Source organism: Pigmentiphaga sp. NML030171 (assembly GCF_002188635.1).
Taxonomy (GTDB): Bacteria; Pseudomonadota; Gammaproteobacteria; order Burkholderiales; family Burkholderiaceae_B; genus Pigmentiphaga; species Pigmentiphaga daeguensis.
This window is the reverse complement of record NZ_NINX01000035.1, coordinates 282,193-299,397: the sequence shown is the minus strand read 5'-3', so window position 1 is coordinate 299,397 and position 17,205 is coordinate 282,193. Positions and strand designations below refer to the sequence as shown.

16 protein-coding genes are annotated in these 17,205 nt (G+C 67.6%); 5 read left to right on the top strand and 11 right to left on the bottom strand.

The annotated features are described in order from the left end of the window. Position 1: 1 nt before the first annotated feature. Together CDO46_RS16125 and CDO46_RS28390 are read right to left on the bottom strand one after the other, a co-directional pair. Positions 2–1,009 (bottom strand): tripartite tricarboxylate transporter substrate binding protein, encoded by a 1,008-nt coding sequence (locus CDO46_RS16125; protein ID WP_087839480.1) that lies wholly within the window; start codon positions 1,007–1,009, stop codon positions 2–4. 70 nt (positions 1,010–1,079) lie between these two features. Next, positions 1,080–1,460 carry a RidA family protein gene (locus tag CDO46_RS28390; RefSeq protein ID WP_165963210.1) on the bottom strand — a complete coding sequence of 127 codons (381 nt, stop codon included), beginning with the start codon at positions 1,458–1,460 and terminating at the stop codon, positions 1,080–1,082. A 250-nt stretch (positions 1,461–1,710) separates the two neighbouring features. On the opposite strand from CDO46_RS28390, the gene CDO46_RS16120 reads away from it, so the two are divergent. Further along, positions 1,711–2,625: a LysR family transcriptional regulator gene (locus CDO46_RS16120; protein ID WP_165963209.1), complete on the top strand. Its 915-nt coding sequence runs from the start codon at positions 1,711–1,713 to the stop codon at positions 2,623–2,625. A 9-nt stretch (positions 2,626–2,634) separates the two neighbouring features. Here CDO46_RS16120 and bioD read toward each other — a convergent pair whose 3' ends face one another. The 3 genes from bioD to CDO46_RS16105 are packed head-to-tail and all read right to left on the bottom strand — an operon-like array spanning position 2,635 to position 5,923. Beyond that, complete coding sequence (bioD, locus tag CDO46_RS16115; RefSeq protein WP_087839478.1) at positions 2,635–4,059, bottom strand: dethiobiotin synthase; 1,425 nt, start codon at positions 4,057–4,059, stop codon at positions 2,635–2,637. Further along, the gene (locus CDO46_RS16110) at positions 4,056–4,724 is read right to left on the bottom strand and encodes an alpha/beta fold hydrolase (protein ID WP_087839477.1); all 669 of its coding nucleotides are present in this window, start codon (positions 4,722–4,724) and stop codon (positions 4,056–4,058) included. Before CDO46_RS16110 ends, bioD begins: the two co-directional genes overlap by 4 nt. After that, positions 4,721–5,923, bottom strand: coding sequence for an aminotransferase class I/II-fold pyridoxal phosphate-dependent enzyme (locus CDO46_RS16105; RefSeq protein ID WP_087839476.1), 1,203 nt, complete (start codon positions 5,921–5,923; stop codon positions 4,721–4,723). The genes CDO46_RS16110 and CDO46_RS16105 overlap by 4 nt, the downstream gene beginning before the upstream one ends. A 99-nt stretch (positions 5,924–6,022) precedes the next feature. Between CDO46_RS16105 and CDO46_RS16100 the strand changes: the two genes are divergently transcribed. Continuing rightward, complete coding sequence (locus CDO46_RS16100) at positions 6,023–7,306, top strand: adenosylmethionine--8-amino-7-oxononanoate transaminase (protein WP_087839475.1); 1,284 nt, start codon at positions 6,023–6,025, stop codon at positions 7,304–7,306. Here the strand turns inward: CDO46_RS16100 and CDO46_RS16095 are convergent, their stop codons facing one another. From CDO46_RS16095 to CDO46_RS16085, 3 genes are read right to left on the bottom strand one after another with little or no spacing between them, the layout of a single operon-like run. Continuing rightward, positions 7,307–8,755: an NAD-dependent succinate-semialdehyde dehydrogenase gene (locus CDO46_RS16095; protein WP_243724565.1), complete on the bottom strand. Its 1,449-nt coding sequence runs from the start codon at positions 8,753–8,755 to the stop codon at positions 7,307–7,309. Between the two features lie 49 nt (positions 8,756–8,804). Beyond that, entirely contained in the window at positions 8,805–9,782 is a 978-nt protein-coding gene (locus CDO46_RS16090; RefSeq protein ID WP_165963208.1) for a tripartite tricarboxylate transporter substrate binding protein, read from the bottom strand. A 34-nt stretch (positions 9,783–9,816) separates the two neighbouring features. Further along, positions 9,817–10,662, bottom strand: a complete 846-nt coding sequence (locus CDO46_RS16085; RefSeq protein WP_087839473.1) for an SDR family NAD(P)-dependent oxidoreductase — start codon at positions 10,660–10,662, stop codon at positions 9,817–9,819. Here CDO46_RS16085 and CDO46_RS16080 point away from each other — a divergent pair. From CDO46_RS16080 to CDO46_RS16070, 3 genes are read left to right on the top strand one after another with little or no spacing between them, the layout of a single operon-like run. Further along, positions 10,661–11,566 carry a LysR family transcriptional regulator gene (locus CDO46_RS16080; RefSeq protein ID WP_087839472.1) on the top strand — a complete coding sequence of 302 codons (906 nt, stop codon included), beginning with the start codon at positions 10,661–10,663 and terminating at the stop codon, positions 11,564–11,566. The two genes, CDO46_RS16085 and CDO46_RS16080, sit on opposite strands and share 2 nt — an antisense overlap. 22 nt (positions 11,567–11,588) lie before the next feature. Further along, on the top strand, positions 11,589–11,921 hold the full coding sequence (locus CDO46_RS28675) for a Fe-Mn family superoxide dismutase (protein WP_338618665.1): 333 nt from the start codon (positions 11,589–11,591) through the stop codon (positions 11,919–11,921). A gap of 7 nt (positions 11,922–11,928) precedes the next feature. After that, the gene (locus CDO46_RS16070) at positions 11,929–12,825 is read left to right on the top strand and encodes a ZIP family metal transporter (RefSeq protein ID WP_087839471.1); all 897 of its coding nucleotides are present in this window, start codon (positions 11,929–11,931) and stop codon (positions 12,823–12,825) included. A gap of 32 nt (positions 12,826–12,857) precedes the next feature. Here the strand turns inward: CDO46_RS16070 and ntrC are convergent, their stop codons facing one another. The 3 genes from ntrC to glnA all read right to left on the bottom strand — a co-directional run bounded on the left by ntrC (position 12,858) and on the right by glnA (position 16,991). Then, positions 12,858–14,375 carry a nitrogen regulation protein NR(I) gene (ntrC, locus tag CDO46_RS16065; RefSeq protein ID WP_087839470.1) on the bottom strand — a complete coding sequence of 506 codons (1,518 nt, stop codon included), beginning with the start codon at positions 14,373–14,375 and terminating at the stop codon, positions 12,858–12,860. Positions 14,376–14,425: 50 nt separating this feature from the next. After that, positions 14,426–15,514 carry a nitrogen regulation protein NR(II) gene (gene glnL, locus CDO46_RS16060; protein WP_087839469.1) on the bottom strand — a complete coding sequence of 363 codons (1,089 nt, stop codon included), beginning with the start codon at positions 15,512–15,514 and terminating at the stop codon, positions 14,426–14,428. Positions 15,515–15,578: 64 nt separating this feature from the next. Then, positions 15,579–16,991 (bottom strand): type I glutamate--ammonia ligase, encoded by a 1,413-nt coding sequence (glnA, locus tag CDO46_RS16055; RefSeq protein ID WP_087839468.1) that lies wholly within the window; start codon positions 16,989–16,991, stop codon positions 15,579–15,581. Between the last annotated feature and the right edge of the window lie 214 nt (positions 16,992–17,205).

The following is a 17,205-nucleotide window of genomic DNA, read 5'->3' as shown; positions in this document are numbered from 1 at the left end:
CTCACTCCAGCGTCACCTTGGCATCCTTGATGATGCCGCCCCACATGTTGAAGTCATTGCGCATGCGCTTCTTCAGATCGTCCACCGAGGTGTCCATGGGCGCAAGCCCCAGGTCGATCAGCGAACTGCGCACGTCCGGCTTCTTCAGGATCTTGTTCACTTCGCTGTTGATGGACGCCACCACGGCGGGCGGGGTCTGCGCCGGGGCCATCAGGATGAACCAGCTCGACAGTTCCTCGTCGGGCAGTCCCGATTCCTTCAGGGTCGGCAGCGCCGGCGTGCTCGGGAAGCGGTTGCGCGCGCCCACCATCAACAGTCGCACCTTGCCCGCATCCACCATGGGACGCAGCGGCGGGATGTTGTCGAAGCTGAAGTCGATGTCGCCCTGGGCCAGCGCCACCGATGCCGGGCCGCTGCCCTTGTAGGGCGAATGCACGGCCTTGATGCCGAGCTGCTTGACCAGCCATTCGGAAGCCAGGTGCAGCGTGCTGCCGGGGCCGGCCGAGCCGAAGGTCACGCCTTTCTCGGTGGCGGCCTTGGCCTTGATCTCGGCGATGAAGTCCTTGACGTTGGTCGCCTTGATGCCGGGCCCCACGGCCAGGAACGGCGGCACGTCGACGATGCCCACCACCGGCACCAGCTCTTTCATGGCGTCGTAGTCGAGCTTGGGATACAGGTGCGTGTTGTTGACGACCGAGGTGGTCGCCAGCAGCAGCGTGTAGCCGTCGGGCGCCGACCGGATCACGTTGCGGGTCGCGATCTGGGTGCTGGCGCCCGGCTGGTTCTCGACGACGACGGCCTGGCCATAGGCCTCCTGCAGCTTCCTGCCGATCAGCCGCGCAGTCACGTCGCTGCCGCCGCCGGCGGCGAAAGGCACGATGATCTTGATGGGACGGCTGGGATAGGTGTCGGCCGCCGTGGCAGTGGCGGCACAGACCGCGGCGGCGCAGGCAAGCACGGCACCGGTGGCGCGCCGCGCGAAAAGCGACGAACTCAACGACATCTTCATGTTCGATACCTTGAGCGAAAAAGGGAAAGAAGCATCGGCGGCGCGCGGGAGCCGTGCGCCGCCAGCCGGCCTAGCGGGTCGCCACGACCTCGATCTCCAGCATCATCCCGGCGATCGCCAGGGGTGCCTCGATGGTGGTGCGGGCGGGAAACTTGCCTTCCTGGAAATAGCCGCGATAAATCTCGTTCATCTCGTTGAAGCGGCTGATGTCGGTCAGGATCACGTTGGCCTTGACCACCTTGTCGAGCGAGCTGTCGCATTCGCCCAGGATCTGCCTGAGGTTCTTCATCACCTGGTGCATCTGCTCGGAGAAGGTCGGCGCCAGCTCGCGATTGGCGTCGAAGGGCGTGGTGCCCGAGACGAAGACGAAGTCTCCGGCGACGACCGCGTGCGAGAGCGGCGCCTTGGGTTTGGCGACGGCGTCGGACATGAAAATCTTGCTTGTGGACATGAGGGGCCTCGATAATGACTGGCGGGAAACGGACGAACCGCCCGGCTGCTGCGCCACGTTGGCGCCGGTCTTGCCGGGCGGCTCGGCGGCAAAAAAATTATCGGGAGATCCCTTCCCCCCAACAAGACAAGGGACACGCACACCATGTTCTCGATACGAGAACACCCGCACGAGACCAGGGCATGCGACGCTACATCCTTGGACACCGGTCGCACGAGGCCGGTGCACGGCACCGACATGGGGAACCTGCATGAATCCGGCTGACCTGGCCAGCTTCTATGAAGTCGCGGTATGCAAGGGCATACGGCGAGCGTCGGAGCGGCTCGACATCGCGCCATCGGCCCTGAGCAAGCACATCAAGCGCCTGGAAGGCGAACTGGGCATCAAGCTGCTGGACCGGTCCAGCCGCGGCGTCGTGCTGACGCCCGCGGGCGAGGTCTGCCTGCACTATGCCGAGGAAGTGCTGCACGGCCAGCGGCGCATGCTGGCCGAGCTCGAGGCGCTGAAGGGATTGCGCAACGGCCACGTGAAGCTGTATTCCACCGAAGGCCAGATCGAGTTCGTGACCCAGACCGTGGCCGGGTTCCAGCAGCGCTATCCCGGCGTGACCTTCGAGATCGTCGTGGCCGGCACCGAGACCACGCTGGCCGCGGTCACCAGCGGCGACGCCGACCTTGGCCTGGCGTTCACCCCCACGCCGCACGACGCCATCGAATGCGCGCTGCGCATTTCGGCGCCGCTGGAGGCGGTGATGGCGCCCACGCACGAACTGGCGCGCCGCAAGGCGATCTCGCTGCGCGAGATGATGAACCACCGCACGGCGCTGCCTGCCTCGGACTTCGGCATACGCCGGCTGATCGACTCCATCTGCGCGGGCGAACGCCTGCGGGTGGCACCCGCCATGGTGACCAACTCCATCGCCGCCATGAAGAATTACGCGCGCAACCAGGGCGGCATCACCATCCTGTCGCACATGTCCATCCATCATGAACTGGATGCGGGCGACCTGGTCAGCATCCCGCTGTCGCATCCCATCCTGGGCAAGACCTGCGTGGACGTCTGCGTGCTGGGCCGCCGGCGCCTGCCGCAGGCGGTCAGCGCCTATCTCCAGCACATGCGCAAGCACGTGCGCATGCTGTACGGCCAGGACGCCGGCAGGCGCTGAGGGCCGGTTTCAGGCGCGCGCGGTTCCGGCCGCCCGCAGCACCCGGTCCAGCGGCTCGATGCCGCGCGCCAGGGCCACCACCGCGTCGGCATCGACCCTGGGCAGATGCGGGATTTCGGCCAACACGCGCACCTTGCCGAACTGCTCGATGCCGAGCCGGTTGCCGGCCGAGGGCTCTCCGCTCATCACCACGCCCGCCACCGGGATACCGCGCGCGCGCAGCGCCTCCAGCGACAGCAGCGTGTGATTGAGCGTGCCCAGCGTGCTGCGCGCCACGAGCACCACCGGCAGCCCCAGGCGGACGATCAGGTCGATCATGGTGGCGCGGTCGTCGATGGGAACCAGCAGCCCGCCGGCGCCCTCCACGACCAGCGGCGCGCGCGTGTCGGGCAGCTCGATGCCGGCCATGTCCAGGGTCACGCCTTCCTCGCGCGCGGCCGCCCAGGGCGACAGCGGCGCCTGCAGCACCGCGTGGGGCGCGTGGATGCGCTCGGGCGGAAGATCGGCCAGCCGTGCCACCGTGCCGGTGTCGTCGGGCTCCGTCGCCACGCCGGTTTGCAGAGGCTTCCAGTAGTCGGCCTGCCAGGCGTGCGCCAGCACCGCCGACACCAGCGTCTTGCCGATGCCGGTGTCGGTGCCGGTCACGAATACGCCGCGCGGCGCGTCGCTCTTGTTCCAGGTGCCGTAGGCCAGATGGTAGGTCACGCTTGCCCCCCGTGTGTCGAAACTGCGCAGTATCTGCTTGAACATCGCGGGCGGCAGCGGACGGCGGCCCGGCGCGGGCGCATCCGCGCCTATCGCCTTGAGCCCGCGCAGGAACGCCATGCCGTCGCGATGCGGCTGCACCCGTCTTTCGGCCTGCATGAAACGGCGCAGGCCGGGCAGCGCGGCGCCGATGTCCGCCGGACGGGGATAGTCGCGGACCGCGGCATCCATCCCATGGTCCGCATGCGCCGCGCGCCACTCGGCGAAGGTACCGTCGGCCAGCGTGGCCACCGCCATCCAGCCGCCCTGGGCCAGCAGGCCGCCCAGCCGCGCCAGCCCCGCGTCCAGGTCGCCGAACCATTGCACCGCCATGCTGGAGCAGATCAGGTCGAATTCGCCCAGTCCCGTATCGGGATGCTCGCCGTCCATGACCGCGAAACGGCATGTGCCGGGCAGTGCCAGGCGCCGCCGTGCGGTCTCCAGCATGGCGGGCGAGACGTCCGTCAGCGTCCAGCATGCCGGCCCCAGCCGGCGCGCCAGGGCCTGGGCCAGGAATCCCGTGCCGCAACCTATCTCCAGGATGCGCGGGCGCTCCGGCAGCGGCAGGCGGGCGATGCGCGCGGCCAGTTCTTCGGCCACGTCGCGCTGCAAGCCCGCGTGCCGTTCGTAGCGTCCCGCCGCATCGCCGAAGCGGCGCGCCACCGCTCGCCCATGGACCGGCCCCGTCATGCGTGGTCCACGGCGCTTGCCAGTTCACTCGCGAACGCGCGGACCTGGCCGGCACACCACTCGGGATGCGTCAGGGGCAGCAAATGCCCGCCGCCGGCGCACCACGAGACCCGGTCCCCGAACGAGGCGGCCGTGAGCGCCGGCGTGACGACCGCATCGGCGTCGCCCGCCAGGACGCAGGCCGGGACGCGCCGGCCGGCCCAGGCCGCGCGCGCATCGCCTTCACGCAGGTAGCGCAGGCCGGCGGCCAGGGCGGCCTCGTCCAGCTTAGCCGCATCGACGGCGCCATCGGCACCGCAGCGCCGGCGGAACTCGCCCACCACGGCGACGGGATCGGCCGCCAGACGGGCCAGCATGCGGTCCAGCACCCTGGGGGCGACTCCCGCGGGAAAATCGTCGGAGGCCGCGAAACGCGCAAAGCCGTTGATCAGGACGAAGCCGCGGCAACCACCGCCCTCGTCTTCCAGGCCGCGCATGGCGCCCAGCGAATGCCCCACGGCCACGTAGGCGGCCGGGCGTTCGGCGGCCACGGCTGGCCCGAAATAGCCTGCGTCGTCGGCATGGACCTCCCAGCCGTCCAGGTGGGCGCGCATGGGCGCCCAGGTCGAGGCATCGAATCCCCAGCCATGCAGGAACACCAGCGGCAGGCGCGCGCCGCCGGTCATGACCGGCCTCCGCTCGCGCTCGCGGCTTGCGTGCGCAGGTCGGCGATGGCGCGGACCAGCCGCCCCACGTCCTCTTCATCATGCGCGGCGCTGAGCGCGATCCGCAGCCGGCTCGTGCCCGCCGGCACCGTGGGCGGACGGATCGCCACCGCCAGCAGGCCGCGCTCGCGCAGGCCGTCGCTCAGGGCCAGCGCCGCGCCCGCTTCACCCACGACGGCGGGCACGATCTGCGTCGACGAAGCGCCCGTCTCCAGGCCCTGGTCCGCCAGCGCCCGCCGCAGTCCGTCGCCCAGCCCCGCCAACCGCTGCCTTTCCCTTTCCATGCCGGGCACCAGATCGAGCGCGGCATCGATGGCGGCCAGCACGGGCGGCGGCAAGGCGGTGGTGTAGATGAACCCCGAGCAGGTGTTCACGAGGTAGTCGCACAATTGCCGCGATCCCGCCACGTAGGCCCCGAAACCGCCCATGGCCTTGCTGAAGGTGCCCATGGCCAGATCGACCCTGCCGTCGCCCAGGCTTGCCAGCCCGGCCCCCCGCGGCCCCAGCACGCCGGTCGCGTGGGCCTCGTCCAGGTAGACGAAGGCGCCGTGGCGTTCGGCCACCCGACACAGCGCCGCCACGTCGGTACGGTCGCCATCCATGCTGAACACGCTTTCCGTCACGATCAGGCGCGGGCCGGGCTGGCCGGCCCGCTCGGCCAGCAGTGCATCGAGGTGATCGAGATCGTTGTGCCGGAAACGTATCTGCCGCACGCCGGCGGCCTGGCAGCCGTGGTGCAGGCTGGCATGGTTCAGCCGGTCGCAGAACACCAGCGGGTCGCCCTGGCCCGGCAGGCGCAGCAAGGCCGGCAGCACGGCGGCGTTGGCCTGCCAGCCCGAGGCGAACAGCAGCGCCGCCTCGGTGCCCTTGAAACGGGCCAGCTTGGCCTCGACGGCCAGGTGCAGGTCGAGGTTGCCCGACACCAGGCGCGAGGCGCGCGCGCCTGCGCCATGGCGCGCGGTCCATTCGGCCACGCGTTCGGCCAGCAAGGGGTGGCCGGCCAGGCCCAGATAATCGTTGCTGGAGAAATCGACGACGTCGCGGCCTTCGAACGTCACGCGCCCGCCGCGCGGCGCGGCGGTGGTGCGCAAACGGCGCCGCGTCTGGCGCTGGACCGCGCGGTCGAGCTCTTGGGCGAACAGGGAATCGAATATAGACATGGTCCGGCGATGCGCCTGGGGACGCCCGCACCGTAGAATGCATGTCATTGTAGAGGAACGACCGGCCCGGCCTGGCGCCGCGGCCGGCGCAGGACGAACATGCGCACACCCCCATCCGCCTGGGTCGCCGACGGCGCCCGCCACGTCTGGCTGCCCTATGCCCAGATGAAGACCGCCGCGCCGCCGCTGCCCGTGGTCCGTACCCACGGCAGCCGCATCGAACTGGCCGACGGCCGCAGCCTGGTGGATGGCGTGGCCTCGTGGTGGACCGCCTGCCATGGCTACAACCATCCCGCCATCGCCCGGGCCGTGCGCGGCCAGCTCGATGCGATGCCCCACGTGATGTTCGGCGGGCTGACGCACGAGCCCGCCGCGCGGCTGGCGCAGCGCCTGTGCGCGCTGCTGGGCCCGGGTTTCGACCGCGTGTTCTACACCGACTCGGGCTCCGTGGCGGTCGAGGTGGCGATGAAGATGGCCGTGCAGTTCTGGCTCAACCAGGGTGAGCGCCAGCGCTCGCGCTTCCTGGCCTTCCGCGGCGGCTACCACGGCGACACCTTCGGCACGATGGCGGTCTGCGATCCGGAAGACGGCATGCACAGCCTGTTCCACGGCCTCCTGACCCAACACGTGATCGCCCCGCTGCCGCGCGACGACGCCTCGGAAGCCGAGCTGGACGCGCTGCTGCGCCGGCACGCCCACGAACTGGCCGGCATCCTGGTCGAACCGCTGGTCCAGGGCGCAGGCGGCATGCTGATGCACCCGCCGCAAGTGCTGGCCCGCCTGCGCGCGCTGGCGGACCGCCACGGCCTGCTGCTGATCTACGACGAGATCTTCACCGGCTTCGGCCGCACCGGCACGATGTTCGCGTTCGAGCAGGCCGATGCGCGGCCCGACATCATCACGCTGTCCAAGGCCCTGACCGGCGGCACCCTGCCGCTTGCCGCCACCGTGGCCAGCCAACGCGTGTTCGACGGCTTCTGGTCCGACGATCCCGGCCACGCCCTGATGCACGGCCCCACCTTCATGGGCAACGCCCTGGCCTGCGCCGCCGCCAACGCCTCGCTGGACCTGTTCGAACGCGAACCGCGGCTGGAACAGGTGGCGGCCCTGTCCCGCGCGCTGGAAGCCGGCCTCGCTCCCTGCCGCGACCTGCCGTGGGTGCGCGACGTCCGCGTGCTGGGCGCCATCGCCGCGGTCGAGCTGGCCGGACCGTTCGACCGCGACGCCCTGCGTGCCAGGCTGGTCGACGCCGGCGTCTGGGTACGGCCCTTCGGCAACATCGTCTACCTGACGCCGGCCTTCACCATAGGCCGGGACGACCTGGATTTCCTGGTCGCCGCGGTGGTGGGCATCGTGCGGGGCATGCACGCACCCGCATCCTGATCAAGCCACGGAAACCAGCTTGGTCACCAGGCAGGCTTCGAGCCCCTCGATGCCATTCTCAGCACCATGGCCGCTTTCCTTGATTCCCAGAAATGGCGCATCGGGAACCGAGATCATGAAGGAATTGATACCCAGCATGCCGGCCTCGACCTCCTGGGATACCCGCCTCACCACGTCCGTCGAGCGGGTGAAGGCGTATGCTGCCAGGCCGAATGGCAGCCGGTTCGCCCGTGCGATCGCCTCGTCCGTCGACGTGAAGGCGTTCAACAGCGCCAGGGGGCCGAAAGGCTCTTCGTTCATCACCCTGGCGGACTCCGGCACGTCGGCGAGTACCGTCGGCTCGAAGAAATAACCACCCGACTCGATGGCCTTGCCACCGCTGACGAGGCGGCCGCCGCCGCCCAGCGCATTTTCGATCAGGCTTTCCAGGGGAGCCCTGCGCCTATCGTGCGCTAGCGGCCCCATGCGGGTACTTTCGGCCAGCCCGTCGCCTACCGAAATGGTCCGCACCCGCTGCTCGAAACCCTGGACAAAGCGTTCATGGATGCTTTCGTGGATATAAAAACGTGTCGGACTTACACACACCTGGCCGGCATTCCGGTATTTCGAGGCAACGGCCAAATCCAGCGCTTGCTCGACATCGGCATCGCCGAACACAAGCACCGGCGCATGTCCGCCCAGCTCCATGGTGGTCCGCTTGCCGGAGGCCGCGGCGAGTTTCATCAGATGTTGCCCGACGGGAATGGATCCGGTGAAGGACACCTTCCGTATGATCGGCGATGCCAGAAGATGCTCGGAAACCTCCGCTGGCACGCCGAACACGACAGACAGGACTCCGCGCGGCAGGCCGGCCTCCAGCAGTGCCCTGGCCACTTCCAGCGCCGCCGCGGGTGCCTCTTCCGCTGGCTTCAGAATGCAGGGGCACCCAGCCGCCAGCGCCGAACCTATCTTGCGGGCCGCGTTGACCGTTGGAAAATTCCAGGGCGCGAATGCCGCCACGGGCCCCACCGGCTCCTTGACCACCATGAACTGGGTCTTGCCCAGTCCCGATGGCAGTATCCGCCCATACGCGCGGCGCCCCTCTTCCGCGAACCAGTCGAGCGTCTCCGCGGCCAGCGCCGCCTCCTGGCGGGACTCGGCAATGGGTTTGCCGACCTCCAGGGTGATCAGCCGGGCAATCCGCTCGACGCTGCCGCGCATCAGGTCGGCCGCCCGGCGCAGGATCCGCCCCCGATCGACCGGCGCCACCCGCCTCCATTCCGTGAAGCTCCTTTGCGCGGCTTCAAGCGCATCGTCCAGGTCCTGCCGGCTTGCCAGCGGAAGCAGACACAGCGCACCGCCGGTCGCCGGATTCACGACCGGCATGGCATCCCGGCCATCGAGCCCCCGGGGATCGCCCCCGATCAGCAGTTCCGGCTGCCGGTATGTATCGGTATTTCCCAGTTTCAAGATTCCATCCTCAAAGATTTCCCGACGGTCGGTCCGGACACGACCGCGCCTACTGGTCCAGCGTCAGGTTGTTTTCCTTCACGATCTTCGCGTAAGCCTCGGACTCCTTGCGGATCAGCGCCGAGACTTCCTGAGGTTTGATCAGCAGCGGCATGTAGCCGAACTGGATCATCTTCGGCGGAATGTCCGCCTGGCTGTAGAGGGCGGTCACATCCTTGTTGACCTGATCGACCAGCGTCTTGGGCGTACCTGCCGGCGCAAACAGCCCCACCCATCCCGACACCTGGAACCCCGCCGGCCCGCCGCTTTCACCAACCAGCGGCACGTCCGGATAGGTGGCAAGACGCTCCGTGCCGGCCCAGCCGATGAACTTGAGCTTGCCTGCCTGCTGCAAAGGACCGGCACTGCCCGGCGTCCCGAACGCCCAATCGACGTCGCCGTTGGCTACCGAGGCATACAGCTGGCCTACGTCCTTGAACGGAACATGCGTCATATGGGTGCCCGAGGCGGTCTCCAATGCCGCACCCGCCAAATGCGCCACACTCCCGATTTGCCAGGAGCCGTATGTCACCCTGCCGGGGGCTGCCTTCGCCGCTGCCAGCAGATCGCCGGCGCTGTTCCATTTCGACTGCGACGACACGGCGATGAAAAAGTTGCTGTGATGCAAAGGAATCACCGGCACGAAATCCTTCTGGGCGTCGTAGGGTATCTTCTTGTAGAGATGCGGCACCGCGGTGAAGTTGAGGCCATCCGCGTGGAAGAGCGTATAGCCGTCGGCTGGCGAGCGCATGACGTCGGCGGCCGCGATGAAACCCGTGCCCCCTGGCTTGTTCTCGACGACGACGGCCTGGCCCCATGCCTTGGACAGGCGATCGGCCACGATGCGCAACATCGCGTCGGCCCCCGATCCGGTGGAAAACGCCGACACGATGCGGACCGGCTTGGCAGGATATTTCGACGCCTGGCCAAAGGCCGGCGTGTTCGCTAGCATGAATGCCGCGGCAGCGGCCGTGATTGTTTTTTTCATGGTCTCGACTCCAGGTTTCTGATGGTTTTTGTGATCAGACGAAAATGGCTCCACCATCGACGACGAGCGTCTGACCCGTCATGAATGCCGCATCGGGCCCCAGCAGGAACGAAGCCGCGCCGACCAGGTCTTCCGGCATTTGGTCCCGCTTCAACGCCCGCGCGCTCTTGCCCACGTCGCGGAACTGATCGACATGCTCCTTGTTCGTGAGGATGCCGTCCGACAGCGTGAATCCCGGGGCGATCGCATTGACCGTGATGCCCGCTGGGCCCAGTTCCCTGGCCAGGCTTCGCGTAAGCGCGATCACCGCGCCCTTGCTGGCCACGTAGTGAGGCATCCCGGTCACGCCCTTCAAGGGCGAGGTGGACGCGATGTTCACCACACGCCCACCGCCGCCCGCTCGCATGGCTGGCGAACATGCCTTGATGCCCAGGAACGGACCCGCGGTATTGACCGCCATGACCTGCATCCAGTCTTCCTTGGAAATCTGCGTGAACGGCTGCATGGGCAGGCTCGCGAACATCGCCGCGTTGTTGACCAGTCCGTAGAGCGCATTCCCTTTCGCGGACAGGTCTTCGACGATGCGCATCCAATCCGCCTCCTCCGTCACGTCGCCGGAATAGCCGGTAGCGCTCAGTCCCTCGCGCGCCATAGATGCCGCGGCTTGCTCGGCGCCCGTGCTATCGAGAATGGCGACGTCGAACCCGTCGGCCGCGAAACGTCGTGCGAACGCCAGCCCTATGCCTCTGGCGGCTCCTGTAACGATGATGCTCCTCACTGCTTGCGCTCCTGGCTCCTCGTTTACGATGCGCGAAGTATGCGTAAGGCAGAGCGGCACTGAATATTGCTTTTTCCGGTGGGCGCCATTAAGTTTCGGCATGACCATCCACATCCGCCCCCTCGATGCCTTTCTTGCGGTTGCCCAGTACGGCACTCTGGGGCGCGCAGCCCAGAAACTCAACATCACCCAGCCGGCCCTGAGCCGGACCATACGCAAGCTGGAAGAGCAGATCGGCATGCCGCTGTTCGAGCGCTACCTGACCGGCATGAAGCTGACCGCCGCGGGCGAGACCCTGCTGCCCCGCGCCGCGTTGATCCAGAAAGAAGCCGAGGCCGCTACCGAAGAAATCGACGAACTGCGCGGCCTGGCGCGCGGTACGATCCGCGTCGGTGCGATCGCCAGCGCGGTCGGACAAATCCTGCCTCAAGCCATCGCCCAGGTACTGGAACAATGGCCCAAGCTGCAGGTGCATATCGTCGAAGGAATCGCCGACGTGCTCGTCGATGCGCTCGTCAACCGGGAGGTCGACCTTACCGTGGGCGCTTCCATGCCGGCCAGCCCCGATATCTGCGCAATCCCGGATTGCCATTGGGAAGACGCGAGCTACATCGTCGCGGCCCCGTCACATCCCCTCCGCGCCAACAACGTCATCACCCTGGCAGACACCCTGGACTACAAGTGGGTACTCTCGCCCGAAGGGACCGCCCCCTACGAGGACTTGTCCAAAGAGTTCGCCAAGGCCGGATTGCCCATGCCGGAGGTAATCGTCAAGACCCGCTCGAACATCACGAACAAGAGCCTGATTTCGCACGGCGGCTTCCTCGGATGGCTGGCTGAACCGCTGTACGAGCCGGAACGGCAGGCTGGCTGGATAGACCGGCTACCGGTGGCCGGCGTGGTCAAGCGCCGCCAATTGCAGGTCTATCGGCGAAGCCACGGGCTATTGCCCCAGCCTGCGGTGAAGCTTCTGGACGTCCTGCGTCGGCTCACGTCTCAGCGTTAATGGGACGGATGCCGCCTCTTCCGTGGAAGCCTTGGTGGCCGGTATCGGCCTGGCACCCGAGCCCCTGCGCACGGCCATCCGCAACAATGTCGGCGGCCACGCCGGCCGCGCTGGCACGCTTCGGCAGCGACTGGGCATGGATGAGCGTGAAGCCACAAGGCAAGGTGGCCGTGGAAAGCACGGGCAACCCGAACAGCCGCTCATGGCTGGTAACACCCCGATACTGGGTCTGGACGTGTGGGAGCATGCATACTACTTGCGCTACCAGAGCCGGCGTCCCGAATACATCGCCGCCTTCTACAACGTGGTGGACTGGGATGAAGTCGAACGGCGCTACCAACAGGTCCAAAGCTGAGGCTTCCATGACGACGGCCAACCGGACCGCTTCCTCCGGACAGGTGCTGCGCAGGACCGTGGGCGCCGCCATCGCGCTGCTGGGCCTGGCCGTGCTGGGGCGGCAACTGTGGGTGCGGATGGCCACCGACCCGGTGGTGCTGGAAGCCTTGATAGGCGGCATGATGGCCGCCGGCGCAACGGCGCTGGGGGCGGTGCCCGTGCTGTTCTCCCAACGCCTGTCCGACCGCGTGCAGGACAGCCTGTTCGGCTTCGGTGCGGGCGTCATGCTGGCGGCCAGCGCCTTCTCGCTGGTGGTCCCGGGCATAGAAGCGGCAAGGCTGCAAGGTGCCGGCCCCTGGGGCGCGGGGATGATGATGGGCGCGGCCATCCTGCTGGGTGCCGCCCTGCTGCTGGCGATGGAACGCTACCTGCCCCACGAGCACTTCATCAAGGGCGTGGAAGGCAAGCACTCGCCCCTGGCCGTGCGCCGCACGTGGATGTTCGTGTTCGCCATCGCCCTGCACAACCTGCCCGAGGGCCTGGCCATAGGCGTGGCCTTCGCCGGCACCGATCCGCTGCGCGCCTCGGCGCTCACCACGGGCATCTCGATCCAGGACGTGCCCGAAGGGCTGGTCGTGGCCGTCGCGCTGCTGGGCATTGGCTACAGCAAGGGCTTCGCGTTCGTGCTGGGTGCGCTGACAGGGCTGGTCGAGCCGATCGCGGCCGTCATCGGCGCCTCGGTCATCTCCTACTCCGCGATGCTGCTGCCGTGGGGACTGGGCTTCGCGGCCGGGGCGATGCTGTTCGTGATCAGCCACGAGATCATCCCCGAGTCGCACCGCAAGGGGCACGAGGTCTATGCCACCTGCGGACTGATGGTGGGCTTCGTCATCATGATGCTGCTGGACACGGCGCTGGGCTGACGGCACGGCCGGCCGCCGCCAGCGCCGCCGGCTCAATCGTCGTCGTCCAGCCCCAGGTCCTGGATCTTGCGCGTGATGGTGTTGCGTCCGATGCCCAGCTTGAGCGCCGCCTCGATCCGGCGGCCTCGGGTAGCGCGCAGCGCGGTCGCGATCAGCATGCTTTCGAACTGGCGGGTCAGGGTCTGCATGATGTCGGGCTCGCCCCGTTGCAGCCGTTGCTCGACGTCGCTTTGCAGGCCGCTCAGCCACGGGTTCGGGCGTTCGGCCACGGCAACGCCACCGGCGGTGCGCGCCGCCTCGGCGCCCGGCGCGGCCAGCACGCCACGCTCCGGCGTCAGCGCCTGCACCGTGGCGGCGGCCCCCGGCGCCGGCGCGGCATGGCCGTCGGCCGGCATCTTCTCCAGGAGCTCGGGCGGCAGGTCCTGCACGTCCACCGTCTGCGCCGGCGCCATCACGGTCAGCCAGTGGCAGCCGTTCTCGAGCTGCCGCACGTTGCCGGGAAACGGAAAGCGCGACAAGGCCGCCAGCGCGGCGGGCGTGAAGCGCTTGGGTTCGACGCCCAGGTCGCGCGCGCTGCGCGCCAGGAAATGGCGGGCCAGCAACGGGATGTCCTCGGCCCGCTCGCGCAGCGGCGGCAGGCGCAGCCGGATCACATTGAGCCGGTGGAACAGGTCCTCGCGGAACAGGCCCTGCTTGACGCGTTCTTCCAGCGGCTGGTGCGTGGCCGCGATGACGCGCACGTTGGCATGCACCGGGCTGTGCCCACCCACGCGATAGAAACTGCCGTCCGACAGCACGCGCAGCAGGCGCGTCTGCAATTCGGCGGGCATGTCGCCGATCTCGTCCAGGAACAGCGTGCCGCCATCGGCCTGCTCGAAGCGGCCGCGGCGCATGCTCTGCGCGCCGGTGAAGGCGCCGCGCTCATGGCCGAACAGCTCGGACTCCAGCAGGTCGCGCGGAATCGCGGCGGTATTGATCGCCACGAAGGGGCCGGAGGCCCGGGCACTGTGCCGATGCAGTGCGCGCGCCACCAGTTCCTTGCCGCTGCCCGACTCGCCGGTGATCATGACCGTGACCTGCGACTGCGACAGGCGGCCGATGGCGCGGAACACTTCCTGCATGGCCGGCGCCTGGCCCAGGATCTCGGGCGTGCCGACCAGGGTCTCGTCGGCCGAGGCCTCCTCGCGCAGGCTTTCCTCGACGGCGCGCCGGATCAGTTCGGTCGCGGTATCCACGTCGAAGGGCTTGGGCAGGTATTCGAAGGCGCCGCCCTGGAAAGCCGACACCGCGCTCTCGAGATCCGAATACGCCGTCATGACGATGACGGGCAGCGCCGGGAAACGCCGCTTGACCGCCTGCAGCAGTTCGATGCCGCCGGCGCCGGGCATCCGGACGTCGGTCACCAGCACCTGCGGCACGTCGTCGTTCAGGGCGTCCAGGGCCTCGCGCGCCGTACCGAAGCTGCGGCTGGGCAGGTTCTCGCGGGCCAAGGCTTTTTCGAGCACCCAGCGGATCGAACGGTCATCATCTACGATCCAGATCGGTTTCATCGCTGCCTTCCTAGGTACGCTCGGGAAAAAAAATCCATCCAACTCTTCGGTCAAGGTAGGGGCAACAGCAGGCGGAAATCAGTCAGTCCCGGCCGGCTGTCGCATTCGATCACACCCTCGTGCTGCTGCACGAAAGTCTGAGTCAAGGTCAACCCCAGCCCGCTGCCGCCTTCACGTCCGGACACCAGCGGGTGGAAGATCCGGTCCAGCAATTCAGGGGGAATCCCCGGACCGTTGTCCATCACATGCAATTCCAATGCCAGCCTGAACCGCTGCTTGGCCAGCGTGACCTGACGCGCCACACGGGTGCGCAGGGTGATCTCGGCATCGCCGGCCGCGATACGCGCCGACAGCGCCTCGGCGGCGTTGCGCACCACGTTCAGGACAGCCTGGATCAACTGCGCCTTGTCGCCCCGGAACTCGGGAATCGCCGCGTCGTAGTCGCGCACGATGCGCAGCCCGTTCGGATACTCGGCCAGCACCAGCGACCGCACGCGTTCGCACACCTCGTGGATGTTGACGTCGCCGACGATACGCGGCGCGCGGTGCGGCACCAGCAGGCGATCCACCAGGGTCTGGAGGCGGTCGGCCTCCTGGATGATGACCTGGGTGTATTCGATCAGCGCGGGGTCGGACAGCTCGGCTTCCAGCAATTGCGCCGCTCCGCGCAGCCCGCCCAGCGGATTCTTGATCTCGTGCGCCAGGTTGCGCAGCAGCTCGCGATTGGCCTGCGCCTGCTCGAGCAGGCGCTCCTCGCGGTCCACCTTCAGCTGCTGCTCGATCTCGCGCAACTCGATCAGCGCCGGCCACGGCTGGCCGTCCAGCGCGACCACGGTCACCGACACCTGGGTCGGTTCGCGCCCCAGGCGATCGATCTCCAGTATCTGCCGCTTGTCGGCGAACAGGTGCCGGCGGGCCTCTTCCAGCGACTGGCGCAGCTGCTCGCCGTCGCGGAACAGGTCGCCGGCCTGGACCGCGTACAACTGCCGCACCGAGACCTCGAACAAGTCCTCGGCCGGCGCGTTGGCATAGCGGATCAGGCCGTCGTCGTCGATGACGAGGATGGCGCTGGACAGCAGCTCGAACGCGGCAAAGGCGTCGGCCGGATAAGGGGAAGGATCTGGCTGCAAATGGGTCATGGCCAATAAAAACGGGGCGTTCGAACGCCCCGTTTTTCGTTGCCGACGACTGATCAGGTCCTGATCAGAGGCCGTAGTACATGTCGAACTCGACGGGGTGGGTCGTGGCGCGGAAACGCGTGACTTCTTCCATCTTCAGGGTGATGTAGGCGTCGAGCATGGCGTTGCTGAACACGCCGCCACGGGTCAGGAACTCGCGATCCTTGTCGAGCGCTTCCAGGGCCTGGTCGAGCGACGAGCACACGGTCGGGATCTTCGCATCTTCCTCGGGCGGCAGGTCGTACAGGTTCTTGTCGGCCGGGTCGCCGGGGTGGATCTTGTTCATCACGCCGTCCAGGCCGGCCATCATCAGGGCCGAGAAAGCCAGGTACGGGTTGGCCAGCGGATCCGGGAAGCGCGTCTCGATACGGCGGCCCTTCGGGTTGGCGACGTACGGGATGCGGATCGAGGCCGAGCGGTTGCGGGCCGAGTAGGCCAGCTTGACCGGGGCTTCGAAGTGCGGAACCAGGCGCTTGTACGAGTTCGTGCCGGGGTTGGTGATGGCGTTCAGCGCGCGGGCGTGCTTGATGATGCCGCCGATGTAGTACAGCGCGAATTCGGACAGGCCGGCGTAGCCGTTGCCCGCGAACAGGTTCTGGCCGTCCTTCCAGATGGACTGGTGGACGTGCATGCCGGAGCCGTTGTCGCCGACGACGGGCTTGGGCATGAAGGTGGCGGTCTTGCCGTAGGCGGCGGCCACGTTCCAGATCGTGTACTTCATGATCTGGTTCCAGTCGGCGCGCTGCACCAGGGTCGAGAACTTGGTGCCGATTTCCAGCTGGCCGGGGCCCGCCACTTCGTGGTGGTGCACTTCGACCGGCACGCCCTGCTGTTCCAGCAGCAGGCACATTTCCGAACGCAGGTCCTGGAAGGAATCGGTGGGCGGGACGGGGAAATAGCCGCCCTTGACCGACGGACGGTGGGCCAGGTTGCCGCCGTCGTAGTCGATGCCGGTGGACCACGAGGCCTCTTCCGACTTGATCTTGACGAAGCAGCCCGACATGTCGACGTTCCAGGTCACGCCGTCGAACACGAAGAACTCGGGCTCGGGACCGAAGTAGGCGGTGTCGCCCAGGCCCGAGGACTTCAGGTAGGCTTCGGCGCGCTTGGCCAGCGAACGGGGATCGCGGTCATAGCCCTTCATGTCGGAAGGCTCGACCACGTCGCAGGTCAGGATCAGGGTCGATTCCTCGCGGAACGGGTCCATGCGGGCGGTCGAGGGCTCGGGGATCAGCAGCATGTCCGAGGCTTCGATGCCCTTCCAGCCGGCGATCGAGGAGCCGTCGAAAGCGTGGCCCGTTTCGAACTTGTCTTCGTCCACGGTGTGGGACGGCACCGACACGTGCTGTTCCTTTCCACGCGTATCGGTGAAACGGTAGTCAACGAACTTGACCTCGTTGTCCGCAATCATCTTGAGGACGTCTTTGGGCGTTGCCATTAGGGCTCCTGATAGTCTCGTAACCGCCTCCGGCTCCCGGAGGCTCAAGCGTTCTCGATAGTGCACACAGCGCGACCGGAAGCGATCTGGGCTGAACCGTTGCGCATCAAATTAAGCAGCTTCCGTGCCAGCATCGGCCCGGACCGCTTTCCCGGCCCGCTTGCGCAGGACGGCGCGGCATTCTCGCATATTGGCGGGACGGCGGAGATGTCAG

Coding starts and splice junctions, on each gene's coding strand:
- CDO46_RS16120 (WP_165963209.1), top strand. CDS start 1,711: ATGAATCCGGCTGACCTGGCCAGCTTCTATGAAGTCGCGGTATGCAAG.
- CDO46_RS16110 (WP_087839477.1), bottom strand. CDS start 4,724: ATGACCGGCGGCGCGCGCCTGCCGCTGGTGTTCCTGCATGGCTGGGGA.
- CDO46_RS16125 (WP_087839480.1), bottom strand. CDS start 1,009: ATGAAGATGTCGTTGAGTTCGTCGCTTTTCGCGCGGCGCGCCACCGGT.
- glnA (WP_087839468.1), bottom strand. CDS start 16,991: ATGGCAACGCCCAAAGACGTCCTCAAGATGATTGCGGACAACGAGGTC.
- bioD (WP_087839478.1), bottom strand. CDS start 4,059: ATGACGGGGCCGGTCCATGGGCGAGCGGTGGCGCGCCGCTTCGGCGAT.
- CDO46_RS28390 (WP_165963210.1), bottom strand. CDS start 1,460: ATGTCCACAAGCAAGATTTTCATGTCCGACGCCGTCGCCAAACCCAAG.
- CDO46_RS16085 (WP_087839473.1), bottom strand. CDS start 10,662: ATGCCGAAACTTAATGGCGCCCACCGGAAAAAGCAATATTCAGTGCCG.
- glnL (WP_087839469.1), bottom strand. CDS start 15,514: ATGACCCATTTGCAGCCAGATCCTTCCCCTTATCCGGCCGACGCCTTT.
- ntrC (WP_087839470.1), bottom strand. CDS start 14,375: ATGAAACCGATCTGGATCGTAGATGATGACCGTTCGATCCGCTGGGTG.
- CDO46_RS16090 (WP_165963208.1), bottom strand. CDS start 9,782: ATGAAAAAAACAATCACGGCCGCTGCCGCGGCATTCATGCTAGCGAAC.
- CDO46_RS16105 (WP_087839476.1), bottom strand. CDS start 5,923: ATGTCTATATTCGATTCCCTGTTCGCCCAAGAGCTCGACCGCGCGGTC.
- CDO46_RS16070 (WP_087839471.1), top strand. CDS start 11,929: ATGACGACGGCCAACCGGACCGCTTCCTCCGGACAGGTGCTGCGCAGG.
- CDO46_RS16100 (WP_087839475.1), top strand. CDS start 6,023: ATGCGCACACCCCCATCCGCCTGGGTCGCCGACGGCGCCCGCCACGTC.
- CDO46_RS16080 (WP_087839472.1), top strand. CDS start 10,661: ATGACCATCCACATCCGCCCCCTCGATGCCTTTCTTGCGGTTGCCCAG.